The sequence below is a fragment of the Dokdonella sp. genome, from assembly GCF_019634845.1.
Classification (GTDB): Bacteria; Pseudomonadota; Gammaproteobacteria; order Xanthomonadales; family Rhodanobacteraceae; genus Dokdonella_A.
Map to the genome: position 1 here is coordinate 58,857 of NZ_JAHCAQ010000012.1, position 25,869 is coordinate 84,725.

The 25,869-nt window shown below is 69.3% G+C and carries 20 protein-coding genes and 1 tRNA gene; 6 read left to right on the forward strand and 15 right to left on the reverse strand.

Annotated elements, in window-relative coordinates; translation table 11 throughout:
* Positions 1 to 231 precede the first annotated feature (231 nt).
* Positions 232 to 1,137 (forward strand): adenylate/guanylate cyclase domain-containing protein, encoded by a 906-nt coding sequence (locus KF903_RS10015; RefSeq protein WP_291214212.1) that lies wholly within the window; start codon positions 232 to 234, stop codon positions 1,135 to 1,137.
* A 37-nt stretch (positions 1,138 to 1,174) separates the two neighbouring features.
* Here KF903_RS10015 and KF903_RS10020 read toward each other — a convergent pair whose 3' ends face one another.
* The 6 genes from KF903_RS10020 to KF903_RS10045 all read right to left on the reverse strand — a co-directional run bounded on the left by KF903_RS10020 (position 1,175) and on the right by KF903_RS10045 (position 8,660).
* Entirely contained in the window at positions 1,175 to 2,572 is a 1,398-nt protein-coding gene (locus KF903_RS10020) for a DUF1501 domain-containing protein (protein WP_291214214.1), read from the reverse strand.
* A gap of 11 nt (positions 2,573 to 2,583) precedes the next feature.
* Positions 2,584 to 4,377, reverse strand: coding sequence for a DUF1800 domain-containing protein (locus KF903_RS10025; RefSeq protein ID WP_291214216.1), 1,794 nt, complete (start codon positions 4,375 to 4,377; stop codon positions 2,584 to 2,586).
* Positions 4,378 to 4,554: 177 nt separating this feature from the next.
* Entirely contained in the window at positions 4,555 to 5,595 is a 1,041-nt protein-coding gene (gene murB / locus KF903_RS10030) for a UDP-N-acetylmuramate dehydrogenase (RefSeq protein WP_291214218.1), read from the reverse strand.
* Positions 5,592 to 6,626, reverse strand: a complete 1,035-nt coding sequence (locus tag KF903_RS10035) for a quinone-dependent dihydroorotate dehydrogenase (RefSeq protein ID WP_291214220.1) — start codon at positions 6,624 to 6,626, stop codon at positions 5,592 to 5,594. The genes murB and KF903_RS10035 overlap by 4 nt, the downstream gene beginning before the upstream one ends.
* An 83-nt stretch (positions 6,627 to 6,709) precedes the next feature.
* A complete protein-coding gene (locus tag KF903_RS10040) occupies positions 6,710 to 7,012 on the reverse strand; it encodes a DUF4190 domain-containing protein (RefSeq protein ID WP_291214222.1) in 303 nt (100 codons plus the stop codon).
* 115 nt (positions 7,013 to 7,127) lie between these two features.
* The gene (locus KF903_RS10045) at positions 7,128 to 8,660 is read right to left on the reverse strand and encodes an aldehyde dehydrogenase family protein (protein ID WP_291214225.1); all 1,533 of its coding nucleotides are present in this window, start codon (positions 8,658 to 8,660) and stop codon (positions 7,128 to 7,130) included.
* Between the two features lie 333 nt (positions 8,661 to 8,993).
* Here KF903_RS10045 and KF903_RS10050 point away from each other — a divergent pair.
* The 3 genes from KF903_RS10050 to KF903_RS10060 all read left to right on the forward strand — a co-directional run bounded on the left by KF903_RS10050 (position 8,994) and on the right by KF903_RS10060 (position 11,553).
* Positions 8,994 to 9,070: transfer RNA gene (locus KF903_RS10050), tRNA-Arg, on the forward strand.
* Between the two features lie 43 nt (positions 9,071 to 9,113).
* Positions 9,114 to 9,896 carry a glycosyltransferase family 2 protein gene (locus KF903_RS10055; protein ID WP_291214227.1) on the forward strand — a complete coding sequence of 261 codons (783 nt, stop codon included), beginning with the start codon at positions 9,114 to 9,116 and terminating at the stop codon, positions 9,894 to 9,896.
* Positions 9,886 to 11,553 (forward strand): hypothetical protein, encoded by a 1,668-nt coding sequence (locus KF903_RS10060; RefSeq protein WP_291214229.1) that lies wholly within the window; start codon positions 9,886 to 9,888, stop codon positions 11,551 to 11,553. The genes KF903_RS10055 and KF903_RS10060 overlap by 11 nt, the downstream gene beginning before the upstream one ends.
* Here KF903_RS10060 and KF903_RS10065 read toward each other — a convergent pair whose 3' ends face one another.
* From KF903_RS10065 to KF903_RS10085, 5 genes are all read right to left on the reverse strand, one after another.
* The gene (locus tag KF903_RS10065; RefSeq protein WP_291214231.1) at positions 11,554 to 13,029 is read right to left on the reverse strand and encodes a C13 family peptidase; all 1,476 of its coding nucleotides are present in this window, start codon (positions 13,027 to 13,029) and stop codon (positions 11,554 to 11,556) included. It lies immediately after the preceding gene.
* A 141-nt stretch (positions 13,030 to 13,170) separates the two neighbouring features.
* Positions 13,171 to 13,857 carry an acireductone synthase gene (mtnC, locus tag KF903_RS10070; RefSeq protein WP_291214233.1) on the reverse strand — a complete coding sequence of 229 codons (687 nt, stop codon included), beginning with the start codon at positions 13,855 to 13,857 and terminating at the stop codon, positions 13,171 to 13,173.
* An 80-nt stretch (positions 13,858 to 13,937) separates the two neighbouring features.
* Positions 13,938 to 14,387, reverse strand: a complete 450-nt coding sequence (locus KF903_RS10075; protein WP_291214235.1) for a PH domain-containing protein — start codon at positions 14,385 to 14,387, stop codon at positions 13,938 to 13,940.
* The gene (locus KF903_RS10080) at positions 14,384 to 14,956 is read right to left on the reverse strand and encodes an acireductone dioxygenase (protein WP_291214236.1); all 573 of its coding nucleotides are present in this window, start codon (positions 14,954 to 14,956) and stop codon (positions 14,384 to 14,386) included. The genes KF903_RS10075 and KF903_RS10080 overlap by 4 nt, the downstream gene beginning before the upstream one ends.
* A complete protein-coding gene (locus tag KF903_RS10085; protein ID WP_291214238.1) occupies positions 14,953 to 15,603 on the reverse strand; it encodes a methylthioribulose 1-phosphate dehydratase in 651 nt (216 codons plus the stop codon). The genes KF903_RS10080 and KF903_RS10085 overlap by 4 nt, the downstream gene beginning before the upstream one ends.
* 137 nt (positions 15,604 to 15,740) lie before the next feature.
* Here KF903_RS10085 and rmuC point away from each other — a divergent pair, with 137 nt between their 5' ends.
* A complete protein-coding gene (gene rmuC / locus KF903_RS10090; protein ID WP_291214240.1) occupies positions 15,741 to 17,237 on the forward strand; it encodes a DNA recombination protein RmuC in 1,497 nt (498 codons plus the stop codon).
* A 28-nt stretch (positions 17,238 to 17,265) separates the two neighbouring features.
* On the opposite strand, the gene KF903_RS10095 is transcribed toward rmuC, so the two are convergent.
* The 4 genes from KF903_RS10095 to KF903_RS10110 all read right to left on the reverse strand — a co-directional run bounded on the left by KF903_RS10095 (position 17,266) and on the right by KF903_RS10110 (position 22,708).
* Positions 17,266 to 18,693, reverse strand: coding sequence for an amino acid permease (locus KF903_RS10095; protein ID WP_291214242.1), 1,428 nt, complete (start codon positions 18,691 to 18,693; stop codon positions 17,266 to 17,268).
* Positions 18,694 to 18,788: 95 nt separating this feature from the next.
* Positions 18,789 to 20,297 carry an amino acid permease gene (locus KF903_RS10100; protein ID WP_291214244.1) on the reverse strand — a complete coding sequence of 503 codons (1,509 nt, stop codon included), beginning with the start codon at positions 20,295 to 20,297 and terminating at the stop codon, positions 18,789 to 18,791.
* A 967-nt stretch (positions 20,298 to 21,264) separates the two neighbouring features.
* The gene (gene yeiP / locus KF903_RS10105; protein WP_291214246.1) at positions 21,265 to 21,828 is read right to left on the reverse strand and encodes an elongation factor P-like protein YeiP; all 564 of its coding nucleotides are present in this window, start codon (positions 21,826 to 21,828) and stop codon (positions 21,265 to 21,267) included.
* A 112-nt stretch (positions 21,829 to 21,940) separates the two neighbouring features.
* Positions 21,941 to 22,708 carry an SDR family NAD(P)-dependent oxidoreductase gene (locus KF903_RS10110; RefSeq protein WP_291214249.1) on the reverse strand — a complete coding sequence of 256 codons (768 nt, stop codon included), beginning with the start codon at positions 22,706 to 22,708 and terminating at the stop codon, positions 21,941 to 21,943.
* 202 nt (positions 22,709 to 22,910) lie between these two features.
* Between KF903_RS10110 and KF903_RS10115 the strand changes: the two genes are divergently transcribed.
* The gene (locus KF903_RS10115) at positions 22,911 to 25,775 is read left to right on the forward strand and encodes a S8 family serine peptidase (RefSeq protein WP_291214251.1); all 2,865 of its coding nucleotides are present in this window, start codon (positions 22,911 to 22,913) and stop codon (positions 25,773 to 25,775) included.
* Positions 25,776 to 25,869 lie beyond the last annotated feature (94 nt).

The window sequence follows — 25,869 nt, forward strand, 5'->3', positions numbered from 1 at the left end:
GAACGCGACCTCCGTGTGGCGAGGGTCGCCATGCCGCCGGCGTCGGCGGGGGCGTCATCAGCACCATCGCCGGGGGCCGACATGGCGCCGTCACGCTGCGTCGCGCGGTCGGGGTCGATACCTGGCGCCGCTGGCCGGGGCCTGCCTCGTGCTGCCGGGTGCGGCCGGCAGCGTCTCAGCGGGACCGCTCCCGCGCTGCTGCGCGGCGGCGCGACGCGCTAGAATCGCCCGATGACCGAACGCCGCGCCCTGACGATCCTGTTCGCCGATGTCTCCGGCAGCACGCGCCTGTTCGAGACCCGCGGCGATGTCGTCGCCCGCCAGATCGTCGCCGCCGTGCTCGAGGCGCTGGCCGAGGTCACGCGGCGCCACGGCGGGTGCGTGATCAAGACCATCGGCGACGAGATCATGTGCACGTTTCCGGGCGCGCTCAACGGCCTGCTGGCCGCCACCGACATGCATCGGCGCATCAAGGCCGACGAGGCATTCCAGCACGACAACGTGGCAATCCGCGTCGGCCTGCATCACGGCGAGGCGCTCGTCGAGGCGGGCGACGTGTTCGGCGACGCCGTCAACGTCGCCGCGCGCATGGCCGACAAGACGCTGGCCCGCCGCGACCAGATCGTCACTACGGCGAGCACGGTCGAGGGCGTGACCAGCGTCACCGGCATGCGCATCCGCTCGCTCGGCAATGCCTGGGTACAGGGCAAACAGGCGCCGCTGGAGATCGTCGACGTGCTGTGGCAGGAGGACCTCGCGCCGGTCACGACCGTGCAGCGCGTCATGCAGTCCGAACAGGCCGCCACGGCGCGGGCGCGCCTGCTGCTGCGCTATCGCGGGCTGGTGTTCGAGCTCGGCGAGGACGCGACCTTCTCGATGGGCCGCGATCCGGCCAGCAGCCTCGTCGTCGAGACCGAATGGGTGTCGCGCAACCACGCGCTCATCGAGTGGAAGCGCGGCCACTTCATGTTTGCCGACCGCTCCACCAATGGCAGTTGGATCCGCATGGGCGCCGACCACGAAGTGCTCGTGCACCGCGACGAGGTGCACCTGCGGCGCGGCGGTTCGATCTGCCTGGGCCAGGCACACGGCGTCAACGAGGCCGACCTCGTGCACTTCGAGTGCAGCGACGGCTGAGGCCCGGCGAGCGCGAGCGGTGCTCGGCCGCCACGCCTCAGGCGCCGTCGAAACCGTTCTTGAAGATCTGGTCGAAATTGGCCGGCGGCAGGTCGCTGCCCTGGAAGATGCCGAGCGGCGAATAGCCCGAGTATCCGGGGAACACGTAGTAGATGTTGGGATTGGCCATGCGCCGCACCAGCGCCTCGCTGATGACGCGGCGATAGTCGGTGGTGGCGGCCACGTCGGTGCCCTCGTAGAGCTGCTCACCGGCCAGGCCCGGGAAGGTGCCGTAGGTGTGGCCGCCGTTGACGCGGCCACCGAGCGCGAGCATGACATTGCCGTAGCCGTGGTCGGTGCCGCCGTCGGCGTTCTCGAGCACGCGCCGGCCGAACTCGCTCAGCACGATCACGCTGACCTGGTTCATGTAGTTGGTGGGGCCTGCGGCCAGGTCGGTGTAGAACGCGTTGAGGCCCTTGGACAGGCTCTCCACCTGGTTGCCGAACCAGTCATAGCTCTGCGTCGGGTTGCCCTGGCCGACGTGGGTGTCCCAGTTGCCGAGGTCGATCGTCACCGCGCGCAGGCCCAGACCCCGCTTGATGAGGTTGGCGACATCGCGCAGTTGCTGGCCGAAGCCATTGTTGTAGGGCAGCGTGTAGTTGGCACCACCGGCCGGCGCGTAGCCGGCGAAGTCCACGTCACGCAGCAGCGCCAGCGAGGCCAGCGTCTCGGCACCGGCGCGCTCGAGCGCCGTGGTGCCGTTCCACAGGTTGTTGAGGCGCGCGATCGCGCCGGCACCGGCCACGCCCGGCGGGTCGGCGGCATCGCCGTCCCACGACCAGTGGAAGCTGTTGAGGCGGAAACTGTCGCCGCCGATCATCGTGATCGCATCGCTGCTGCCGAGCAGGCTCGCCGCAGTGATGTCACCCATCGACACCGCCGGCAACGGCACCGTGGCGGGCAGGCCGCCGCTGACGAGGTGGCGCGTGAACCAGCCGATGCTGTTGCCGGTGCCGCCGCCGATGCCGAACTCGAGATTGGCCTGCGCGTCGAAATGGCTGCGGATCACGGGCACCGGCTGCATCTGTCCGGCGGCGACCACCATGGCCAGATGCTGGCTGTTGTAGAGATCGCGCAGTTCGGCCGCACGTGGATGCAGCAGCCAGTCGGGCGTGCCGTTCAGCGCCAGGCCCGCGCCGGTGCCGGTGGTCGGGATGCGCGTGCTGCTGCGGTAGGACTGGTAGTGGCCACGGTTGGCATTGCTGGCGCTCGGCGGCAGCAGACTCAGACCGTCCATGGCACCGCGCAGGAACACGATCACCAGGGTGTCATTGCTGGCCGCGGCGGGCAGGAAGTCGCCGCTGGCGAACCAGGCCTTGGCGTGGCTGCCGCTGCCGGCGGCGAGCGTGAGCGCACTGACGCCCTTGAGGAAGTCGCGACGATTGAATGGGGTCATGGCGTCGATCCTCAGCGGCGCAGGAATTCTGGCGAGCACAGCAGCAGTGCCACCGTGGTGCGCAGGCGCGCAATCGTGTAGTGCTTGGACAGGTCGTTGGCGTTCCATCCGCCCGTGTGCGCCCCGTTGGGATCGTATTCGAGATCGAGGTCGGCGGTGGCGGCGGCATTCTGGCGCAGGAAATTGACCAGCGTGGTGCGCATCGGCTCGGGCCGGTAGCCGAGCAGGCGATCGCACCAGTAGCCGACGATATTGTCGGCGGTACGTTGCGCCTGGGTGGGCAGCGCAGCCAGCGTATGGCCCTGGATGTCGGCCAGAAATGGCGTGGCATTGTCGCCGTTGGTCGCGTGGAGCTCCGGAATCCGCGCGAGCATCCTGAAGGTCATGCCCAGTGCACTGCTGCTGGCCCAGGCCGTCTGCACGTCGGGGTAACCATTGGGGGTGGGCCAGTAGAACCAGCGGTGGCCGGTCTGCTGCACGCGGTAGACGAATTCCTGGGTGGTGGTCCAGGAGGTCGCCGGGATCGGCGTGAAGTCGGCGAGCAGGCCACGCAGTGCGCTCACCGCACTCATCGCCGGGCGCTTCATCTTGGTGCCCCAGCTCGTCTTGAACTCGCTCGATTGCAGGATCAGCGCGACGACCTGCTTGATCTGATCGGGGGCGTTGCGTGCGCTCTGGAACAGGTTCGCAGCGGCGTCGACGAGTGCGCTCGACGGATTGTCGCCGACGAAGCGCCGGCACAACTTGCCGGCGACGAAGCGCGCGGTGCCCGGATGACCGCACAGGATGTCGAACAGCTTGCGGCCGTCGTTGCCGTTGTCGCCGGCGTTGTAGGCGAAATAGCGGTTGAGGATGTACTTGTTCGACGGGTCGTGCCAGGGCAGGCGGTAGGTGTAGGTGCCGTCGTCCTCGGTCGGGTATTGCCAGTGGCCGTTTCTGATCGTCCAGCCGGTCAGCGCCCGGGCAGCCTCGTAGACATCGTTGTCGACGTACTTCAGGCGTACCGGATTGCCATCGCCGCCGACACCGATCGGCAGCGATGGATCGTCGGGGGCCAGAATGCCGCCGTAGTTCTCCACGCCGAGCGTGTGCAGCTCGAGCAGCTCGCGCGCGTAGTTCTCGTTGGGCCCGTCGCGATTGGATGCGTACTGGTCGAGGTAGTACATCATCATCGTCGACTTGGCCACTTCCTCGAGCATCGTGCGGAAGTTGCCCAGCGCATTGGGGCGGATCACGTCACGGTCGTACTGCACGAAGATCGGGCCGCCGTCGTAGTCCCAGCCGAAGGTGCTGAAATGGTCGTGCCAGAAACCGACCATGACCTCGAACAGCTGCCGCTTGCTGTAGGTCTGGCGGATGATCGTCGCCGCTTCGACCTCGGCCATCGGGCGCATGCGCTCGAAGTAGTTGCTGCCGCCGATCTGGTTGCGACGCGACCACAGCTGCGGCACGGTCATGTCCAGGGTCTGGTATCCGGCGCTGGCGATGCGATTGTCGCAATCGCCATCGGCGATGCTGGCCGGATCGAGCTGCTGCGCGAGCCAGGCGGCCCAGCGGCTTTCGTCATCGGCGCCCAAGGCGATGAACTGGGCGTGCAGCGGGGTGCTGAAGCCGTGGCTGGCGCGCGTCAGCCAGCGCACCGCGGGCGGTGGCATGGTCAGCGCCTGCGGCGTGACCGGCAGGTCGAGTTCGCGCAGGCCGGTACGGCCAGGGCTGCGCATGGCTGGCGCAGCGGTGCCGCTGCTGGGCAGCAGCGCACCGAACAGGCGCCGGCGCGAGGCGATGAAGGCGGCATTGGCGGACATGGGCGTGGCTCCGGTGGGACGGGGAAGCACGACGCCGGCCCTGGCATCATCGCGTGCCGGGCCATTCTAGACAGGTTCCGGGCCCGTGGGACGTGACCGTTTCGCCGCTTTGCGGCCATCGGTGTGCGCGGGCGCGCTGCCGCGGCCGGGCCGCGCTGCGGCTGCGGCCAGGGCCGTTCAGACGATGCGCGGTTCGGGCTCGAGCTCGATGCCGAAGCGTGCGCGTACCGCCTCGCGCACGCGCTGCGCGAGCGCCCACAACTGGGCGCCGCTGGCGTTGCCGTGGTTGACGAGGACGAGCGCGTGCTGCGCCGACATGCCCGCATCGCCTTCGCGCAGACCCTTGCAACCGGCCTGCTCGACGAGCCAGGCCGCCGACAGCTTGACGCGCGCATCGGGCTCGGGCCAGTACGGCAGCTGCGGATGCGCGGCGCGCAGCGCCTGTGCCAGCGGCGCCGCCACCAGAGGGTTCTTGAAGAAGCTGCCGGCGTTGCCGATCCGGGCCGGATCGGGCAGCTTGCGCATGCGCAGGCGCATGACCGCCTCGGCCACCTGCGGCGCGCCGGCCTGCTGCACGCCCATGGCGGCCAATTCCTCGCCCAGGCCCGCATAGTCGAGGCGCAGCGCGCGCTCGCGCGACAGGCGGAACCGCACCGCGCTGATGATGTAGCGCTCGCGCTCGTGTTTGAACAGCGAATCGCGATAGCCGAACGCGCAGGCCGCGGCGTCGAGTCGCGCCAGGCGTCCGCTGGCGCGGTCCCAGACTTCGACCGCCTCGATGAATTCGGCCACTTCGACGCCGTAGGCGCCGATGTTCTGGATCGGCGCCGCGCCGACCGTGCCCGGGATCAGTGCGAGGTTTTCCAGTCCGCGCCAGCCCTTGGCCAGCGACCACAGCACGAAATCATGCCAGCGCTCGCCGGCAGCGACGCGCAGGCGCACCTGCGCGTCGTCCTCGTCGATCACCTCGATGCCGCGCGTGTCCAGGCACAGCACCACGCCGGGCCAGTCGCGCGTGAACAGGATGTTGCTGCCGGCGCCGAGCACGAGTGGCGCCTGGGTCTTGAACCGCGCGAATCCGAGCAGTTCGGGCAGGGCGGCTTCCTGCCGCACCTCGACCAGCAGTGCGGCGCGGGCCTCGACCCAAAGGCTGTTGCGCGTGCGCAGCGAGGCGTTCTCGCTGATGGTGTAGGCGGCGCCGTGCGCGCGGCTGTTCATGGCGTGGCATCCGTGCGCCGCGCGCGCAGCGCGTCGATGCATTCGCCGATCAGGCGCGGCCCGCGATAGACGAGACCGCTGTAGAGTTGCACGAGGCTCGCCCCGGCATCGAACTTCGCGCACGCATCATCGCCGCGCATGATGCCGCCGACGCCGACCAGCGGCACGCGCGCGCCAAGGCGCTGCGCCATGCCGCGCAGCACCGCTGTCGAGCGCTGCAGCAGCGGGCGTCCCGACAGGCCGCCGCTCTCGGCGGCGAAGCGGTGGCCTGCGACGGCATCGCGCGCCAGTGTGGTGTTGGTGCAGATGAGGCCGTCGATGCCGGTGGCGGTGACGACGGTGGCGATCGCGTCGAGCTCGGGCTCGGTGAGGTCGGGGGCGATCTTGAGCAGCAGCGGGCGCCGCGCGCCATGCCGCGCGGCGAGGCGTTCCTGCGCCTCGCGCAGGGTGCCGATCAGGCGCCGCAGCGCATCTTCCTGCTGCAGGTCGCGCAGGCCCTGGGTGTTGGGCGAGGAAATGTTGATCGTGACGTAGCTCGCGCGTGCGTACACGCGCTCGAGGCAATGCAGGTAGTCGTCGACCGCATGCTCGTTGGGCGTGTCCTTGTTCTTGCCGATGTTGATGCCGAGCGGGCCATCGAAGCGCGCACGTTCGACATTGCGCACGAGCACGTCGACGCCGGCATTGTTGAAGCCGAAGCGATTGATGATCGCCTCGTGTTCGGGCAGGCGGAACAGGCGCGGGCGTGGGTTGCCCGGTTGCGCGCGCGGCGTCACCGTGCCGACTTCGATGAAGCCGAAGCCGAGCGCCGCCAACGCATCGACGTGGGCGCCGTTCTTGTCGAGGCCGGCGCCGAGTCCGACCGGATTGGGCAACTGCAGCCCGAAGCATTGCAGCGGCAACGCTGCGCGCCGGCCACCGAGCAGCGCGCCGGCGCCGCTGCGCGCGGCAAGCTCGAGTGCGCGCAGCGAGAGGTCGTGCGCGCGCTCGGCGTCGAGGCGAAACAGCAGCGGGCGGGCCAGGGCGTACATCGCGCAGCGGCCGTCAGGCGCTCGGCATCGCGTGCCGGGCGCGCGGTGCGGTGATCGCGGCCGGCCTCATCGGCGCAGCGCGCTCAGTGCATCGAGGCGAGGAAGGCAAGCCCGCCCAGGAACAGGAACACGAACATGATCGCGAGGGCGATCAGCACCATCTGCGCCCAGCCGAGGATGAGGCCAGCCAGCGCCATGCCGCTGCCCTCCATCGTGCCCGGTGCCGCGCGACGGATCTCGCTGCGCCCCATGTGGCCGCAGATGATCGCGACCAGTGCGCCGATGAACGGCAGCACGAACCAGCAGACGATGCCGAACACGAGACTGATGACCGCCAGGGTGCTGGTCTGTGGCGTGGTGGGCGGAGCAGGGGCGGGGCTGTTCATGCTTGCGGGTTCCCGTCGCATCGGAGTGGCAGCGGCCAGCGTATTCGAGCCGCTGCATCGGTTCAATCGCCGCTGCGCGCCCCGCGTGGCGCGGCGCGCGCGGACCTCGGCACGCTCAGAACTCGAACTTGATGCCCTGTGCGAGCGGCAGCGCGTCCGAATAGTTGATCGTGTTGGTCTGGCGGCGCATGTAGGCCTGCCATGCCGTCGAACCCGATTCGCGGCCGCCGCCGGTTTCCTTTTCGCCACCGAAGGCGCCACCGATCTCGGCGCCCGAGGTGCCGATGTTGACGTTGGCGATGCCGCAATCCGAGCCGCCGGCGGCGAGGAAGGCCTCGGCTGCCTTGAGGTTCTGCGTGAAGATCGCCGAGGACAGGCCCTGCGGTACGTCGTTCTGCATCGCGATCGCCTCGTCCAGCGTCTTGAACTTGAGCACGTACAGGATCGGCGCGAAGGTTTCGGTCTGCACCACCTCGTCGGCGTTATCGAGGCCGGTCACGATGGTCGGCAGCACGAAATTGCCCTTGCCTTCGATGGCCGCACCGCCGCTGGCGATCCGGCCGCCGCTGGCCTTGGCCTTCTCGATGGCGCCCAGATAGGCCGCCACCGCGTCGCGGCTGTTGAGCGGGCCCATGAGGTTGTCGGGGTTGGTCGGATCGCCGATCTTCTTCTCGATCTGCTTGTAGGCGGCGACCAGCTTCGACAGCACCTCGTCGTGGATCGATTCGTGCACGATGAGGCGGCGCGTGGTCGTGCAGCGCTGGCCGGCAGTGCCGACGGCGCCGAACGCGATCGCCGGAATCGCCAGCTTCAGGTCGGCGCTGGCATCGACGATGATCGCGTTGTTGCCGCCCAGTTCGAGCAGGCTGCGGCCCATGCGGCGCGCCACGCGCTCGCCGACCAGGCGTCCGACCTTGGTCGAGCCGGTGAAGCTCACCAGCGCGATGCGGCGATCGTCGACGAAGTTCTGCGCCAGCTCGGTGCCGGCGTCGTTGAACAGGAAGAACAGATCGGGGAAACCGCCGGCCTTGAGCGCGTCATTGCAGATGCGCAGTGCGGCCACGGCCGACAGCGGCACCTTCGGCGACGGCTTCCAGATCGAGATGTCGCCGCAGATCGCGGCGATGAAGCTGTTCCACGCCCACACCGCGACCGGGAAGTTGAAGGCCGAGATGATGCCGACCAGGCCGAGCGGATGCCATTGCTCGTACATGCGGTGGCCGGGGCGCTCGGAGTGCATGGTCAGGCCGTAGAGCTGGCGCGACAGACCGACGGCGAAGTCGCCGATGTCGATCATTTCCTGCACTTCGCCGTCGCCTTCGGGCTTGGACTTGCCCATTTCCAGGGCAACCAGCGAACCGAGCGCGTCCTTGTGGCGACGCAGCGCGTCGGCACACAGGCGGATTGCCTCGCCGCGGCGCGGCGCCGGCGTGGTGCGCCAGGTCACGAACGCTTCCTGGGCGCGGCGCAGGATCGTGTCGTAATCGCTCTGGCTCGAGGCATGGACGCGCGCGATCACCTCGTTGGTGGTCGGGTTGACCGGCTGCAGCAGGCCGGCGTCAGTGGTCGTGGACCACTGGCCGTGGCCGAGGTAGGTGCCGGAATTGTCCTGGGACAGGCCGAGGGCTTTGAGGATCTGGGCGGGCATGACGACTCCACGAGTGGGCAGGGGGCGCGCAGCACGGCGCCGAAAACCGCCGATTGTAGCAGGCGCGCGGGACCGGCCTGCAGTTGGGGGCGCGGTGCGCAGTTGCAATCACGCGACTGCGCCGGCCGCTGCGCGTGGTGTCGGCGTGGCCGGCGGCACGCCGCGATGCCGTGGCTTGCAATGCCCCCGGCACGCGCCACGCCGGCAGCGCCGCGGGCGCGGCGCGTCCCGCCACCAGCGGGTGCTTTGCGCACCGCCGCCGCGGCGTGCCCGCAGCCCGTGCGATGCCGCCATTGCGGGATTGCTCGCAGTATCCCTAGACTTCCCGATTCCGGCCCCGTAGCTCAGCTGGATAGAGCGCGCCCCTCCTAAGGGCGAGGTCACAGGTTCGAATCCTGTCGGGGTCGCCATTTCCCGCCGCCGTGTGCGGCACCGGTCGGCGCGGGCGCTGCGATGCTCCATGGTCAGAAAATCGTCGTCGTCATGCCGGCCTATCACGCCGAAAAGACGCTGGCCGAGTGCCACGCGGCGATTCCGCACGACATCGTCGACGAGGTGCTGCTGGTCGATGACGCCAGTGACGACGCCACCCTCGAGGTGGCGCGTCAGCTCGGCATCCGCAGCCATCGCCATCGCGTCAACCGCGGCTACGGCGGCAACCAGAAGACCTGCTACCGGCTCGCGCTCGACGCCGGCGCCGACATCGTCGTCATGCTGCACCCGGACTACCAGTACGAGCCGCGCCTCATCACGGCGATGGCGGCGATGATCGCCTCGGGCGTCTACGACGTCGTGTTCGGCTCGCGCATCCTCGGCAATACCGCGATCGCGGGCGGCATGCCGCGCTACAAATACGTGTTCAACCGCATGCTGACCGCGTTCGAGAACCTCGTGATCGGCGCCAAGCTGTCGGAGTTCCACTCCGGCTACCGTGCGTTTTCCAGGCGCGTGCTGGAGTCGCTGCCGCTGGCGGTCAACTCCGACGATTTCGTGTTCGACAACCAGATGCTCGTGCAGGCCCACGCGTTCGGCCAGCGCATCGGCGAGATTTCGTGCCCGACGCGCTATTTTCCCGAGGCCAGCGAGATCAACTTCCGGCGCTCGGTGGTTTACGGACTCGGCGTCGTGCGCACCGCGCTGAGCTATCGCCTGTGGAAGTGGGGCCTGCACCGCTCGCGCCTGTTCTCGACCGATCCGGGCGACCGGCTCGATGCCCGACCCGTCGATGCGCAGTGACGCCCAGCGCCAGGCGCCGCGCGCAGGCTGGCCATGGTGGCTGCTGGCGGCGGTGGCGCTGCTCGCGGGCAGCTTCCTGCGCGGATGGCAACTGCGTTCGCAGATGCTCATGGACGACGAGTGGCATGCGGTGCGCAAGCTCATCGGCGCCGACATGGAAAACATCGCCGACCATTTCGGCGTGGCCGACTACTCGATCCCGCTCACGTTGTACTACCGCTGGCTGTACGACCACGCCGCGCTCAGCGAATGGGCCATGCACCTGCCGCTGTTGACGTGCGGCATCGCCTTGCTCGTGCTCGCGCCGTGGCTGCTGCGGACAACGCTGTCGCTGCCCGAGCGCGCCAGCTGGCTCGGCCTGCTCGCCGCCTCACCGCTGCTGATCTATTTCAGCCGCACGGCACGCCCGTACGCATTGCTCGCGCTGTGCGGCGTGATCGCCTTCGTGGCGCTGCAGCGCTGGTATCGCGCGGGCGGACGCAGCCTGGGCTGGGCCGCCACCTATCTGATCGCCACCTGCGTGGCCGGCTGGGCACACCTGCTCTCACTCGTGTTCACGCTGTGGCCGCTGGCCTGCGCCGGCCTGCTCGCAGCGGCCGGTTGCCTGCGTGCGCCGCAGCGCAGTCAGTCGCGCGCGCTGCTTGGGCGCGTGTTGGCGCTGGGCGCCTCGATCGGCGGCGTGCTGCTCGTGCTGCTGTTGCCGCCGCTGCTCAACGATTGGGCCGCGCTGGCCGGCAAGGCGGCCACCGATCGCGTGACCTGGCACAGCCTCTATCGCACCGTGCTGATGGATTACGGCATCGTCGATGCGAGCCTGCTGGTCGTGATGCTGGCGCTGACCGTGGCCGGCGCCGGCTGCCTGTGGCGGCGCGAGCGTTTCCTGACCGGCAGCGTCGCCAGTGCCTGCGTGGTCGGCCTTGCCGTCATCGCGCTGGCGCAACCGGCGTGGATCCAGCATCCGGCCGTGCTCGCGCGCTATTGCGCACCGGTGTTGCCGTTCCTGCTGCTGTTCGCTGCCTGCGGACTCGTCGCCGCGCTGGCGCGCGTGCGCGCACCGGCGCTGACGGCGCTCGGTGTCGCTGCGGTGCTTGCGCTGCTCGTCGTGCGCGGGCCGCTGCCGAGCTGGTACTACGACCCCAACCAGTTCATGGGGCATGCGCTGTTCCAGTTCGACTACGACGCGCGTGACAACCCCTACGTGACGCAGTTCGAACTGGGGCCGGTGTCGGCGTTCTATCGCGAGCTCGCGCAGCGGCCAGCGCGCAGCGTGACGCTGATCGAGACGCCGGCGCACATGCATTCGAACTACGTACCCGATCCGTGGTTGCAGCAGATCCACCACCAGAACGTCAAATACGCGCTCGCCTCGCCGGTGTGCGGCGAAGGCGACTGGGACGAGTACCCGTACACGGCCACCGGTGCGCACTTCACGCGCGTGGCGCGGCTCGGCGACATCGTCGATGGGGCGAACTGGGGCGCGGACTACCTCGTCATGCGCATGCGGCCGTGGACGCTGCCGTATGGCGACAAGTTTCCGTTTCCGGTGCCGTGGCCCGACATGACGGCCTGCGTGGCGGCCGTCCAGGCCCGACTCGGCGCAGCGGTGTTTCGCGACGAGCAGATCACGGTGTTCGCGCTCAAGCGCGACGCGCGCTGATCAGTCGGCGGCTGGCGCGGCGATCGGCGTGAACGGCACCGCCGGCCGCGCCGGCAGGGCCGCGCTCCAGCGCGCGAGCTTGGCCTCGATGCTCGGCGTGGTGGCGATCTGCGGTTCGGAATGCTCGACCGTGCCATCGGCATCCGGCTCGGCGTTCTCGCGCGCCTCGACCGAAGCCCGCGCCAGCTCGAATGCCGCGCTCGGCAACGTGGTGTGGTTGAACGCCTCGACCAGCAATGCCTTGCCGAAATAGGTGATGTCGGCATCGGCTCCGCAGCCGAACGAGGTGCGGTCGCTGCGCGCCGAGGTCATCACCAGCGTCGAGTCGTCGCGCAGCGCGTCGATGAAACCGCCCGAATAGCAGGCATTGACGATCACGACCTTCCAGCGCATCGCGGGCGTGGTCTTGAACGCATCGCTCAGGTCGGCCGGCGCGAGCTGGGCCAGCGGCAGCGGATCGAGGTCGACGAGCAGCTCGTGCTCGGGCGCGCCGTGGCTCGTGAGGTAGACCAGCACGATGTCCTGTGCCGGATCCATCACGCGGGCGATGGCCTGCAACGCGCGGTGCAGGCTGGTCCAGCTCGCCAGCGGCTGCGTCGTCACCGTGGCCGGGTTGTTGACGAGCACGACCACATGGCCGGCGGCGTCGAAGCGCTGCTCGAACAGCCTGCGCGCATAGTCGACCTCGTTGCGGAACACGTCCTCGCTGCCGTCACCGGCGAACGCGACCACGTAGAGGTTGGTGCGGCCGGGCGTGCGCGGCGCGAGGCGGGCGAGTTCGGCATCGAGCAGCGGCCCCTGCGCGTAGATGGCCTGCTCGGCGTCGAAGTCGGCGCGCACCGGCGCGGCCGGTTCCGGCTCCTGCGGGTCGGCGTCGTCCGCCGCGGTCGCGGCGTCGCTGAGCTCGGCACGGTGGGCCGGCAGGGCGGTATCGACCAGCGCCGTCGACGGCAGCCACCACCACGCCGCGCCGGATACCGCAAAGCACACCAGGCTGGCCAGCAGGCTGCGCCCGAAGCGCTGCGGCATGAGCCAGTGCGCGATCACGAGCAGGACGAAAAACCACCAGAACTGTCCGACCAGTGCCAGCAGCAGCGCGAGCAGGCCGTGGTCATGCGCCTGCAGGAGGCCGGCCAGGTGGCGCAGCGGCCAGTGCACGAGCGCGGCCGCCGCAACCGTCGCCGCGAGCAGCGTGCTGGCGATGCCGGTGGCGAGTGCGCGGCGCTGCGCGAAGCGGGCAAGCAGCCAGCCCGCGATGTAGGTGAGCAGGCAGTCGCCGAGCACGGTCACCACGCCGTCTGCCTCGAAGCGCCACGGGCGCGCCGCATCGAGCGCGTCGATCACGAGCGAGCTGGCCAGGTAGGTGAGCACGAGGGCCACGAACAGCCCGGCGCCGGCTTGCAGGGCGTGGCCGCGCGGCGCGCGGAGCAGGGCGGCGCGCAGGCCGTCGAGGAGTGATCGCAACAGGTCGTTCACGCAGGATCCGGGCGGGGTGATGGCGCGGGCACCGGCCCGCGCGCGGGGCGGCGATTATCGCTGCTGGGCGCGGCGTTGGTCACTTTGCGCGTCGGCCTGCGGGCGCGTGCAGCGACTGCGCCGCGCCGCCGGCGGGTGGCTTCATGCCGGCTCGATCGCGTCGAAGTCGGCCACGCAGGGATGGCGCCCGCCGGTGGGGCAGCGCGCGGGTGCGCGCGCGAGCAGCGTCGTCTGCAGGCCGGCCGTGTGCGCGGCGTCGAGTTCGGCCTCGACGTCCGACAGGAACAGGATCGCGCCGGGTGCGGCGTCGATCTCGGCGGCGATGCGCTGGTATGAGGCCGCTTCACGCTTGGGGCCGGTCCGGGTGTCGAAATAGCCGTCGAACAGCGCAGTGAGGTCACCGGCTTCGCTGTAGCGGAAGAACAGCCGCTGCGCCGGCACCGAGCCCGACGAGTAGACGTAGATCCGCTTGCCGGCCTCGCGCCAGGCACGCAGCCGCGCCGGCACTTCGGGGTACACGTGGGCGCGATACTCGCCCGCGGCATAGCCGTCGGCCCAGATCATGCCCTGCAAGGCCTTGAGCGCGGTCGACTTGCGGTCGGCGTCGATCCATTCGATCAGCAGGTCGATGAGCTCTTGCCGCGAGGCCGCGATCTGCCCGGCCTCTTCGGCGGCAAGCTGCAGCCAGTGCTGCACCTCGGCGGTGTCGTCATGGGTCTCGATGAAGGCCGGCAGGCGTTCGCGTGCATACGGGAACAGCACGTCCTTGACGAAGTCGATCGAGCTGGTGGTGCCCTCGATGTCGGTGAGGATGGTGGTGATGGGCATGGCGGCGAGACTCGCAACTGGCGGTGGGATGTTGGATTTGGCGCTGGCCGAACAGGGCGCGTCGACCGCTGCCGCCGTCGTCAGGCGGTGTGGTCGGCGCCGCCGCGCAGGCGGGCCGCTTCGACATGATCGGCGTAGGCGCTCTCGATTGCACGCTTGACCGCCAGCGGGTCGTCGACGCGGCTGAACACCATGGCGGTTTCGCCGCGCCCGGTCAGCGCCACGTCGCCGTAGCCGAGCACGCGACCGAGGCTGGTCTGGCGCAGGTCGACGGTCTCGATCGAGGCCAGCCGCAGTTCGGTCGTGTTGCGACTGACGATGCCGGACTTGCGCACCACGCGGCGGTCGGTCACGCCCTGCTCGATGGCGCGCAGGCGCAGCCATTCCCATACGGCGCCGATGAGGGCGATGCCGAGCGTGGGCACCGCCAGCAGCACGAACAGGGCCAGGCGCCAGTACGCGCTCCAGTGCAGCGCAAAGCGCGCCAGCACGGTCTCACCGGGGGCGAGCGACTCGTCGAGGTAGCTCATGTGCGTGCGCGCGCCGCCGAGGCGTGCGGCGTCATCAACGGGAAACGCGTGGCGATGTCATCGCCCGTGAACTGGGCGACCCAGCCGTCGGGATTGCTGAACAGGCGGATCGCGACGAAGTAGGGCGATTCGCTCATGTCGAACCAGTGGCGCGCACCGTCGGGCACGCTGATGAGATCGCCGGCCTCGCACAGCACTTCGTAGACGCGCGCGTCGACGTGCAGCGTGAACTGGCCGGCGCCGGCGACGAAGAAGCGCACCTCGTCCTCGCTGTGCCGATGCTCGCTGAGGAACTTGCGGCGCAACGCGGCGCGGTCGGGGTGGTCGGGTGCCAGGCTCACCACGTCGACGGCGCGATAACCCTGCTCGCGCATGAGGCGATCGATGTCGCTGCGGTAGGCCGCGATGACCTCGTCCTGGCTGGCGCCGGGAGCCAGCGGGGCGTTGGCTTGCCAGCGTTCGAAGCGCACGCCGATCGCGGCCAGTTCGCGCGCGATGTCGGCGTGGTCGGCATGCGTGGCCAGCGGTTCGTCGCCGCGGGTCTCGTCGAAGATGCGCAATCGGCTCATCGCAGGGCTCCTCGCAGTTGGATCAGGTCGAGCTCGCATTCGAGCAGGAATTGCAGCGCATCCAAGTGGCGGCGTGCGGTCGGCATGTCCTTGCCCCACGTATAGATGCCGTGGCCGTCGATCAAGTAGCCGTGCAGCGGCCGCCCCGCGTCGAGCCAGGCGTCGACCGCGGCGACGAGTTCGCGCATGTCCTGGGTGTTGGCGAACACCGGCAGCGCAAGCACGTCCTCGTGCGTGCTGAAGCCGGTGATGGCCTTCTGCAGCTCCCAGCCTTGCAGGTTGATCACGCCGCGCGGCGCGAACAGGCGCGAGGCGACCGACTGCGTGCGCGAATGGGTGTGCAGCACCGCGCCGACGTCGGCCCAGCGCCTATAGATCTGGGTGTGCAGGGCGGTCTCGGCCGATGGCCGCAGCAGCGGGTCGAGGGCGCGGCCGTCCAGGTCGACCGCCATGATGTCGGCGACCGTGAGCTGGCCCTTGTCGCGACCCGAGATCGTCACCGCGGCGTGGTCGGCATCGAGCCGCATCGAGAAGTTGCTGCTGGTGGCCGGCGTCCAGCCGAGCGCGCCGAGCGCATGGCCGGCCGCCGCGATCTCGCGTGCGCAGGCCTCGAAGCGGGCGGGGTCGATGTGGGCTTGGCTGTTCATGCGCAAGGCAGGCCGTGATGGACGCATTAGTGTAGCCGAGCGCGTGCATGCGGCCGTGGCCAGCGCAGGCTGCGCGTCTCGGCATCTGCGACCGGCTGCTGCCACAATGCGCACTGTCCTGGCGGAGTCCGTGTCACGTGCCTGAATCGACGCCGATCGTCCTGATCCTGCTTGGCGCCGCTGTCGGCTGCCTGCTTGGCGGCGCGCTGCTGGCGCTGTGGGTGCCGCGCTGGCGGCGTGCGGCGCATGCCGCCGGGCAGGCCAGTCGCGACGCCGAGGTGGCCACGCTCGATGCCCAGCGCGAGGCCGCCCTGGCGCGCGCCGACGAGCTTGGTGCCCGCCTGCGGCGCGCCGAAAGCGACGCCGAAGCCGCGACGCAGCGCCTGCGCGAGGTCGGCGAGGCGGCCAGCGCGCAGCGCGCCGAGGCGGAACAGTTGGGCAGTCAGCTCGGCGAGGCGCGGCGCAGCCGCGACGAGGCGCAGGCGCGACTGCTCGAACTCACACGGGAGCATTCGGCGCTGCAGGCCGCCTCACGCGAACAGGCGCAGGCGGCCGCTGACCGGCTGGCGCTGCTCGACCAGGCCGAGCAGCGCCTGCGCGACTCGTTCCAGAACCTCGCCAACCAGATCCTCGACGCCAAGAGCGAGCGCCTGCGCGAGCAGAGCTCGCAGCAGCTCGGCGGCCTGCTCGAACCACTCAAGCTCCAGCTCAAGGAGTTCCGCGAGACGGTCAGCGCGACCTGGGCCAGCGACCAGCACGAACGCGGCGCACTGAGCCAGCAGATCCGGGACCTGCACGCGCTCAACCAGCGCATGAGCCAGGACGCGGTCAACCTCACGCGTGCGCTCAAGGGCGACAGCCAGGCCCAGGGCGCCTGGGGCGAGCTCGTGCTCGAGCGCGTGCTCGAGGCATCGGGCCTGCAGGCCGGGCGCGAATACGACGTGCAGGCGAGCTATGCCGATGGCGAGGGCGGGCGCCAGCGGCCCGACGTCATCGTGCACCTGCCCGAGGACAAGGACATCGTCATCGACGCCAAGATGTCGTTGGTGGCCTACGAGCGTTTCGTCGCCGCCGTCGACGATGAGGCGCGCCGCCCCGCGCTGGCCGACCACGTGGCCTCGCTGCGGCGCCACATCGACGGCCTGTCGGCGCGCAACTACCGTGATCTCGACGGTCTGCGCACGCTCGATTTCGTGCTGCTGTTCGTGCCGGTCGAGGCGGCCTTCATCGAGGCCGTGCGCGCCGATCCGGGCCTGTACGCGCATGCGCTGGGCAAGAACATATCGCTGGTCAGTCCGAGCACGCTGCTGGCCACGCTGCGCACGGTCGCGCACCTGTGGCGCATCGAGCGGCGCAACGCGCGTGCCGACGAGATCGCGCGTCGGGCGGCGCTGCTGCATGACAATTTCGCGCTGCTCGTCGATGAACTCGTCGCGCTCGGTGAGCAGTTGGGCAAGGCGCAGCGCGCGCATGCGGGCGTGCTGCGGCGCCTGACCGAAGGTGGCAAGGGCAGCGTGCTGTTGCAGGTGCAGAGCCTGGCCGAGATCGCGCCGGTCAAGAAGGCGCTGCCGGCGGGCCTGCTCGGCGCGGCCGACGCCGCCGCGGACGACGCCGCGCCGGGGCCGCCGGCCTGAACGCGGAGGTCGCCGCGCGGCCTGCGTTTCAGCCCGCGCGCAGGCGGCTGTGGCGATAGCCGTAGGCGAAGTAGACGACGAGACCGAACACACCCCAGACCAGCATGAGCATCCAGTTGTGGATCGTCATCGTCGACAGCAGGATGCCGCAGCTCACGATGCCGGCCAGGCACACCAGCGGCGCCAGCCGGATACGGAACGGACGCGGCAGGTCGGGCTGGGTGTGGCGCAGGATCCACACGCCGCCGCAAACCGCCGCGAACGCGATCAGCGTGCCCATCGAGGTGAGCTCGCCGAGGATGTCGAGCGGGAACACCGCCGCCAGCAGGGCGATGCCGATGCCGGTGATGACAGTGTTGATGTGCGGCGTGCGGTACTTGGGATGGATCGTCGTGAACAGCCGTGGCAGCAGGCCGTCGCGGCCCATGATCATGAAGATGCGCGGCTGGGCGATGATCATGACGAGCACCACCGAGGACAGGCCGATCAGTGCGCCGACTTCGACCACCACGCGCAGCCAGGCCAGTTCGGGATGGCTCGCCACCGCCGTCACCACCGGTTCGTTGGTGCCGAGCTGGCCGAACGGCGTGAGGCCGGTCATGACCGCGGCCATCGCGATGTAGAGCACGGTGCAGATCGCCAGCGAGGCCAGCATGCCGATCGGCAGGTCGCGCTGCGGATTCTTCGATTCCTGTGCCGCCACCGAGGTGGCCTCGAAACCGATGTAGGCGAAGAACACCATCGACGCGCCGCGCAGGACACCTTCCCAACCGTATTTGCCGGGGCCTTCGTTGGCCGGGATGAACGGTTCCCACAGTTGCGGATCGACGTATTTCCAGCCCGCGAAGATCACGATGAGGATGAGGCCGGTCTTGAGCACGACCATTATTGAGTTGACGGTCGTCGACTCGCGGATGCCGACATAGCACAGCGCCGTCAGCGCCAGCACGATGCCGGCCGCCGGCAGGTTCATGAGCGCGCCGGTCGGCTTGAGCTGACCGTCGAGCGGGGCATTGGTCAGCGCCGCCGGCAGGTGGATGTTGAAGTGTTCGAGGAAGCTGAGGAAATAGCCGGTCCAGCTCACGGCCACGGCCGAGGCCGAGACGCCGTACTCAAGCACGAGCATCCAGCCGATGAACCAGGCCGCCAGCTCGCCCAGCGTGGCGTAGGTGTAGGTGTAGGCGCTGCCCGACACCGGCACCATCGAGGCGAACTCCGCGTAGCACAGCGCGCAGAACGTGCAGCACAACGCGGCCAGCACGAACGACAGGATGATGGCCGGACCGGCATGGTCGGCCGCGGCCTGGCCCGTGATGACGAAGATGCCGCCGCCGATCACGGCGCCGATGCCGATGGCCGTGAGGCCCCACGGCCCGAGCGTGCGCACGAGGTCGAGCTGCTCGGCGTCGGCGCGGGCGACGTGGGCGTGCTTGATGGCGAGGAGCTGTTTGAGCATGGCGGATCCGGGGCGGGACGATCAGTGCGCGAAGCGCGTTGCAGCCGGTTGCGTCACAACCGGCCGCAGCGTCATGTCGGCATGGCAGGCAGCGCTCAGTTCGACCCCTGGCCGGCGAGCTGGCTGCGACGATAGCCGTAGAGGCGATACACGAGCAGGCCGACCATGGCCCACACGATGAACACCACCTTGGCCGTCATGCTGAGGTTGACGAACAGCAAGGCACAGCCGAGCACGGCGAGCGGGCACACCAGCCACACCATCGGCGTGCGGAACGGCCGGTGCCGCTCGGGCTGCTGCTTGCGCAGGATCATCACCCCGATCGACACCATCGCGAACGCGAGCAGGGTGCCTGCGTTGGAGGTGTCGGCGAGCTTGCCGACCGGGAACAGCGCGCCGCAGACCGACACTACCGCACCGGTCAGATAGGTGATCACGTGCGGGGTGAAGAAGCGCGGGTGGACCTTGGACAGCGCGTCGGGCAGCAGGCCGTCGCGCGACATCGTGAAGAAGATGCGGGTCTGGCCGAACATCATCATGAGGATGACCGACGGCAGCGCGATGATCGCGGCCACCCCGATGTAATTGCCGATCTGGGTGAAGCCGAGCATGCGCAGCACATGCGCGAGCGGCTCGTTGCTGCAGACCAGCGCATCGGAGCCGACGCAGGCGGCGGCCATCGCCGGGGTGCCCGGGTCGAGCGGCAGGCCGTCGGCGCCCAGCATCGGCTGCGCACCGACCGAGCCGGCGGCGCCGTAGCCGACCAGCAGGTAGAAGATCGTGCAGATCACGAGCGAGGCGATCAGACCGATCGGGATGTTGCGGTTGGGATTCTTGGTTTCCTCGGCGGCGGTCGATACCGCATCGAAGCCGACGTAGGCGAAGAAGATCGAGGCGGCCGCGCCGAGCACGCCGACGCCGCCGAGCGGGCTGCCCCAGCCGCCGGGCAGGAACGGTTCGAGGTTGCTGCTCTTGGCCACCGGCACCGCGATGGCGACGAACACGGTCAGCGCGATGATCTTGATCGCCACCAGTACCGCATTGACCTTGGCGCTCTTGGAAGTGCCGATGACGAGCAGCCACGTCACCGCCACGCCGATGATGAAGGCGAGCAGGTTGAAGCCGCCACCCGAGTAGTAGCCGGTACGCAGCCATTCGGGCAAGGCCAGCGCGCCGGGCTCGACCAGGCCGAAGAAGTCGGTATGCATGAGCAGACCGTTCATGTAGCCCGACCAGCCGACGCAGACCGCGGTCGCGCCGATCGCGTACTCGAGCACGAGCGCCCAGCCGACGATCCAGGCCACGAGCTCGCCCATGACGCCGTAGGTGTAGGTGTAGGCCGAGCCCGAGACCGGCACCATCGCGGCAAGTTCGGCGTAGGCGAACGCGGCAAGGCCGCAGACCACGGCGGCGATCACGAACGACACCATCATCGCGGGGCCGGCCTTCTGCGCGGCCTCCGCAGTGAGCACGAAGATGCCGGTGCCGATCACGGCGCCGATGCCGAGCAGGGTCAGCTGGATGGGGCCGAGCTGGCGCTTGAGCGCTTTTTTCTCGGCTGTTTCGAGGATCTGGTTGAGCGGTTTGACACGCCAGAAAATCATTGCGTCCCCTTGACGAGCTGAGATGTGCGGGTGACGGCGCGCCCGAGTCAACCCCGTGCCGTCGTGCAGCGTGTGCACGACCGCTGGCCGGACACAACGGTCCGGTACCTTACGCGAGCGCTACCGGAGCGGCAAGCTGCCATTGGGCATGTCGTGCATGCTGCTGCGCGGCAGCATGCGGCAGGTGATCGCGCAGCCATGCACCGCCCGCGCAACCATCGTCCGCAGCGGCGCATGCGCGCGCTTCGCGTGGCGCGACACGGCGCCGCGGCCAGTGGCGCGCCGCGTTCCGGCCGTCCCTGGGACGCAGTCCACTCGGCTCCTGCCTCGCCAGAGCCTGCCGCTGCTGCCGGAGTGCGGCGCATGGCGCGTGATGGACTGGACCGAGCAACCGTCCCTGGGACGCAGTCCGCTCGGCTCCTGCCTCGCCAGAGCCTGCCGCTGCGCGGCCGGAGGGCGGCGCATGAGCGCGTGATGGACTGGACCGAGCAACCGTCCCTGGGACGCAGTCCGCTCGGCTCCTGCCTCGCCAGAGCCTGCCGCTGCTGCCGGAGTGCGGCGCCATGGCGCGTGATGGACTGCCGAGCAACCGTCCCTGGGATGCAGTCCGCTCGGCTCCTGCCTCGCCACAGAGCCTGCCGCTGCTGCCGGAGGGCGGCGCATGGCGCGTGATGGACTGGACCGAGCAACCGTCCCTGGGACGCAGTCCGCTCGGCTCCTGCCTCGCCAGAGCCTGCCGCTGCTGCCGGAGTGCGGCGCAGAGCGCGTGATGGACTGGACCGAGCAACCGTCCCTGGGACGCAGTCCGCTCGGCTCCTGCCTCGCCAGAGCCTGCCGCTGCGCCGCCGGAGGGCGGCGCAGAGCGCGTGATGGACTGGACCGAGCAACCGTCCCTGGGACGCAGTCCGCTCGGCTCCTGCCTCGCCAGAGCCTGCCGCTGCGCCGCCGGAGGGCGGCGCAGAGCGCGTCAGGCTCTACCTGCGAATTCGCCGGTGGTGGTGTTGACCATGACCTTCTCGCCGGTGCTGATGTACTCGGGCACGAGGATCTCGATGCCGGTGCTCAGGCGCGCCGGCTTGGGGCGCTTGGTGGCGGTGGCGCCCTTGAGCTCGGGCGCGGTCTCGATGACTTCGAGCGTGACGTTCTGCGGCAGTTGCAGCGCCACCGGCGCGTCGTCGATGAGCTGGACGTAGCAGCCCTCGATGCCGTCGACGAGGTAGCCGGACGCATCGCCGATCGCGCTCGCATCGAGCGTGTACTGCGTGTAGTCCTCGCTGTCCATGAACACGAAGGCCTCGCCGTCCTTGTAGGAATAGCTCACCGCGCGACGCGTGAGCTCGGTCTCCTTGAGGTCATCGTCGGCGCGCAGCGACAGGTCGAGCTTCTGCCCGCCCGGCACGGCGTACATGGTGAAGCGGAAGGTGACGTTGCCGCCACGGCCTTGCGGCGAGCTGCGCTCGATGTCGCGAATCTGCCAGACCTTGCCGTCATGCTCGACGACGTTGCCCTTCTTGATGTCTGCGGCTTTCATGCGGGGAGTGGACCGTGGAAAGTGGGGAGGCGGGAACCTTGCCGTCGCGGTCGGCGCGACGTGGCGTGCGGGAAACCTTGCGGCGCGGGCGCCCGGCAGGCACCCGCTGCGCTCACTTGGGGGCCAGGCGGATCGCGCCGTCGATGCGGATGACGCCACCATTGAGATAGTGGTTGCCGAGGATGAAGGCGACCGTGTCGGCGTATTCCTCCGGCTTGCCCAGGCGCGAGGGGTAGGGCACCTGCGCGCACAGCGATTCGTACACGTTCGGCGGCATGCCATCGACCATCGGGGTGTGGAACACGCCCGGCGCGATCGTCATCACGCGCACGCCGATGCGCGCGAACTCGCGCGCCATCGGCAACGTCATGCCAACCACGCCGCCCTTGGAGGCGGAGTAGGCGGCCTGGCCGATCTGGCCCTCGAAGGCGGCGATCGAGGCGGTGTTGACGATCACGCCGCGCTCGCCGTCCGGGCCGGTCTCGTTGTGCTGCATGAGGTCGGCCGCGGCCTTGGCCACATTGAAGCTGCCGACGAGATTGACCATCACGGTGGTGGCGAAATTCTTCAGCGGCATCGGCCCTTCCTTGCCGAGCACGCGGCCCGCGCCGAGGATGCCGGCGCAGTTGATCGCGACGTTGAGGCCGCCGAGCCGGGCCTTGGCCTCGGCCAGCGTCGCGCTGACTGCCCCCTCGTCGGTCACGTCGGTACGCAAATACGCAGCGGCCGCGCCGAGCGACGCCGCGGCCGCCCGGCCCTTGTCGTCGTTGACGTCGAGCAACGCGACCCGGCCGCCGCGTGCGACGAGATGCTGCGCGACGGCAAAGCCGAGCCCGGAAGCGCCGCCCGTGATGACGGCCTTGACCTGATCGAGTTGCATGTGGCGTTCCGCTGGAAATCGGGGCGCGGATTCTACCAGCATGCGCTGTTGCGATGCCGCGACGCCTGGCGGCGGTGGCGTGTCGTGTCTGGGGGCGCGATTGCGTATCGGTAGGTTGCAAGGCAATGCGCGCGAGGCGCGCATGCCGGCGGCGCCGGATCGCCACGGTTGCAATCCGGTTCAATCATCGGAGGGGAATACCATGACACGCTTATCGCTCGACCTGCTTGCCACCGCGATCGCAATCGCACTGTCCGCCCCGTCACTTGCGGCGCCGCCGGCCCCTGCGGGTGACACGCAGGCGCTGGCGCGGGCGCTCGACATCACTCCCGAGCGCCTGCACGACGTCGTCGTGGCGACCGAGCGGCTGCTCGACGGGCGCGAACTGCGCACCGTGAAGGCACTGGATGCAGCCAGCGGCGACATCGTTGGCCGCACCTTCGACGGCGACCGTGCCGTGGACGCCGAACGCGTGCGCGCCGCAGCCGGTGCCACCTGGCGCCTGGCTTATGGCGCGATGACGCCAGCCCTGCTCGAACGGATGCAGACGCTGGCGCCATCCGATCGAGTCGTCGTCGACCTGTGGTATGTCGCCGATCTTCCGGACGACGGAGGCGGGCCGAGCGGCGAATCGGACGTCGCGGCATACAGCGGCGGAGCGGCGCTCGATGCGCCGAGCGTCGCGAGCGGCGACAAGCGCGACGCCGTCGCCTTGGAGGGGCCGCCGGCCGGACTTGCGCAGGCCGCGGCAGCCGTCACGCCCGCCGCGGAGGCCGAAAAGACAACCGACGCCGCGGCGGAGCAGGTTCGGCTCGAAGCCGAGCGTCTCGACCGCGCGGCGGCGGTCGCCGCGGTCGAGGCCGGCAATCAGTTCCGGCTCGCCGACCTGCGCAGCGCGCTGTCCGCGCCGCGCATGGCCATGGTGCAGCGACTCGAATCCGCCGGTGTCAGGGTCGTGTACGCCAGCGACATCGTGCCGTCGGTCATCGTCGAGATCGATCCGGGACGGGCCTGGTCGATCGCGCGCTGGCCCGATGTGGCGATCCTCGACGACACCGGCGGCGAGCAGGGCCCCAGTCTCGATGTCGCGCGCCCGACCGACAACGTGACGCCGATCAACGCCGTTGGCTATGACGGCAGCGGCGTGACCGTCGCGGTCGTCGAGGGCGGACGCATCTATCCGAGCAATCCGTACATGACCGTGTCGCAGAGCCGTGACACGTCGCTGGCGACCTCCGCGCACACCACCGGCGTCGGCGGCATCATCGCCAGCACCCATGGCACACATCGCGGCCTGGCGTCGGCCAGCACGTTGATCAGTGCGAACGGTCAGTACAACACGGCAGGCTCGCTCGAAGCCGCGACCGATTGGGGCGTGGCCCGCGCGCAGGTGCTCAATCACAGCTGGGGTTTCAAGAACGTTGCCAGCAACGCCTTCAATGCATTCGACCGCCGCCTCGACTACATCACGCGCAACTCGTTCCGCCTCAACGTGCACGCGGCCGGCAACCACGGCGCACCGAACTGCGGCCAGGACCCGGCGACGACCGTCTACGGCGTGGAATCGCCTGGCCGCGGCTACAACACGCTGACCGTTGGCGGCTACAACGACCACAACACCATCGGCTGGGGCGACGATGACCGCTACGTCTGCTCGGCCAGTGGCTGGCCGATCGGCGATGGTGCCGGCGGCACCCACGTCAAACCCGAAGTCGATGCCGGCGCCGCCGACATCGTGTCGCTGGCGGAAACGACGAGTTCGAGTTCGCCCTTGAGCGGTGGCCTGTGGGGAACGAGCTTTGCCGCGCCCGCCGTCTCCGCCCTCGCCGCCGACCTGATGGAAGCGGACAGCCAGCTCGCCGGTTCGCCGGTTGCGGTGCGTGCATTGATGATGGTCGGTGCCCTGCGTTCGGCTGCCGACCGGCCGACCATCGATGGCACGGCATCGGTCTACGCGACCGAGAACGGGCCGTGGTGGTTCCAGGGCGTCGACGCGTCGAGCTTTCCGAGGACCTACGAGGTGTACGCGCGTGCTGGCCAGCGTGTGCGCTTCGCGATCAACTGGCTGTCGAACGTGACGCTGAGCGGTTCGACCTATTCCAACGACAACATCCCGGGCGATCTCGACCTGCGTGCCTACCGCAGCGACGGCACCACGCAGGTGGCCTCTTCGATCAGTTCTTACAACAACTTCGAGCTGGTCGACTTCTATGCGCCGGCCACCGATACCTACAAGTTCAAGATCACGCTGTTCGGCAGTTGGAGCGGCAGCGCCACGCCGTTTGCTGCGGCCGCCCGGCTCGACGGCAGCTATCTGCCGCGCGGCGCTTGGTGGCATTTCAACGGCGCACCGAAGGCGCAGGGCACCTTCTTCGACATTCGTCCGGCGGAGGAGTACGCGGGTTGGGTACCGTACTGGCGTGGCGTCGCGCTGCGCTCGGCAACCACCGCGGACTACGACCTCGAACTGTATGACGCGTCGTGGTTCCTGGAGCCGGTCAACGCGACCGACACGTTCAACCGGCCGCGGCGCGCCGTCTCGGCCTATGCTGGCAGCGCCGTCGACTTCATCATGGTCGACGGCAACCACTGGCCATCGACGGCCCGCGAATTCTTCCGCGTGAAAAGGTATACCGGCAGCGGCGAGTATTCGATCGTCGCGGCCAACGGCGCGTACTACTCGTCCGGCAGCGGTGGTTTGTATGGCCCGTACTCGATGGACGCCAATACCTCGCTGTTCGTCGCCGACATGGGCTTCGAGGCGAACAGCGAGCGGCGCATCACGCTCGTGCCCGGCGCGGGCGCCGGCAGTGCCGACATGGGGCTGGCACTGTACCGCTCGAACGGTGCGGATTCGGCGACATGGGCGCAAGGACGCAGCCAGGCAGTCGCCACCCGCGATGCGGCCGGCGCTGGCGGCGGCGAAACGCTCCGCTATCGCTTCGATGGCACGAGCACGGACTATCTCGGCCTTGCCGTCTACAACAAGACCCAGGCCACCACGCCGACGTTCTACCTGCGCGTGACGCCCAGTGCGATCTTCACCGATGGCTTCGACGGCAATTGACGATTGAGTTCCGCGCGTCGCGGCGTGCCTGTGCCCGGCTGGAACAGCATTGCGTCGCTGCCCGTTGCGTACAGGATGCGCGCCGGGCAGCGAT

Bases quoted from the DNA above. Each gene is read 5' to 3' on its own strand.
- KF903_RS10040 (WP_291214222.1), bottom strand. From the start codon at position 7,012: ATGAACAGCCCCGCCCCTGCTCCGCCCACCACGCCACAGACCAGCACC.
- KF903_RS10085 (WP_291214238.1), bottom strand. From the start codon at position 15,603: ATGAACAGCCAAGCCCACATCGACCCCGCCCGCTTCGAGGCCTGCGCA.
- KF903_RS10055 (WP_291214227.1), top strand. From the start codon at position 9,114: ATGCTCCATGGTCAGAAAATCGTCGTCGTCATGCCGGCCTATCACGCC.
- KF903_RS10115 (WP_291214251.1), top strand. From the start codon at position 22,911: ATGACACGCTTATCGCTCGACCTGCTTGCCACCGCGATCGCAATCGCA.
- KF903_RS10020 (WP_291214214.1), bottom strand. From the start codon at position 2,572: ATGACCCCATTCAATCGTCGCGACTTCCTCAAGGGCGTCAGTGCGCTC.
- KF903_RS10095 (WP_291214242.1), bottom strand. From the start codon at position 18,693: ATGCTCAAACAGCTCCTCGCCATCAAGCACGCCCACGTCGCCCGCGCC.
- KF903_RS10075 (WP_291214235.1), bottom strand. From the start codon at position 14,387: ATGAGCTACCTCGACGAGTCGCTCGCCCCCGGTGAGACCGTGCTGGCG.
- KF903_RS10110 (WP_291214249.1), bottom strand. From the start codon at position 22,708: ATGCAACTCGATCAGGTCAAGGCCGTCATCACGGGCGGCGCTTCCGGG.
- KF903_RS10025 (WP_291214216.1), bottom strand. From the start codon at position 4,377: ATGTCCGCCAATGCCGCCTTCATCGCCTCGCGCCGGCGCCTGTTCGGT.
- yeiP (WP_291214246.1), bottom strand. From the start codon at position 21,828: ATGAAAGCCGCAGACATCAAGAAGGGCAACGTCGTCGAGCATGACGGC.
- KF903_RS10015 (WP_291214212.1), top strand. From the start codon at position 232: ATGACCGAACGCCGCGCCCTGACGATCCTGTTCGCCGATGTCTCCGGC.
- KF903_RS10080 (WP_291214236.1), bottom strand. From the start codon at position 14,956: ATGAGCCGATTGCGCATCTTCGACGAGACCCGCGGCGACGAACCGCTG.
- mtnC (WP_291214233.1), bottom strand. From the start codon at position 13,857: ATGCCCATCACCACCATCCTCACCGACATCGAGGGCACCACCAGCTCG.
- KF903_RS10035 (WP_291214220.1), bottom strand. From the start codon at position 6,626: ATGTACGCCCTGGCCCGCCCGCTGCTGTTTCGCCTCGACGCCGAGCGC.
- murB (WP_291214218.1), bottom strand. From the start codon at position 5,595: ATGAACAGCCGCGCGCACGGCGCCGCCTACACCATCAGCGAGAACGCC.
- KF903_RS10100 (WP_291214244.1), bottom strand. From the start codon at position 20,297: ATGATTTTCTGGCGTGTCAAACCGCTCAACCAGATCCTCGAAACAGCC.
- KF903_RS10045 (WP_291214225.1), bottom strand. From the start codon at position 8,660: ATGCCCGCCCAGATCCTCAAAGCCCTCGGCCTGTCCCAGGACAATTCC.
- KF903_RS10060 (WP_291214229.1), top strand. From the start codon at position 9,886: ATGCGCAGTGACGCCCAGCGCCAGGCGCCGCGCGCAGGCTGGCCATGG.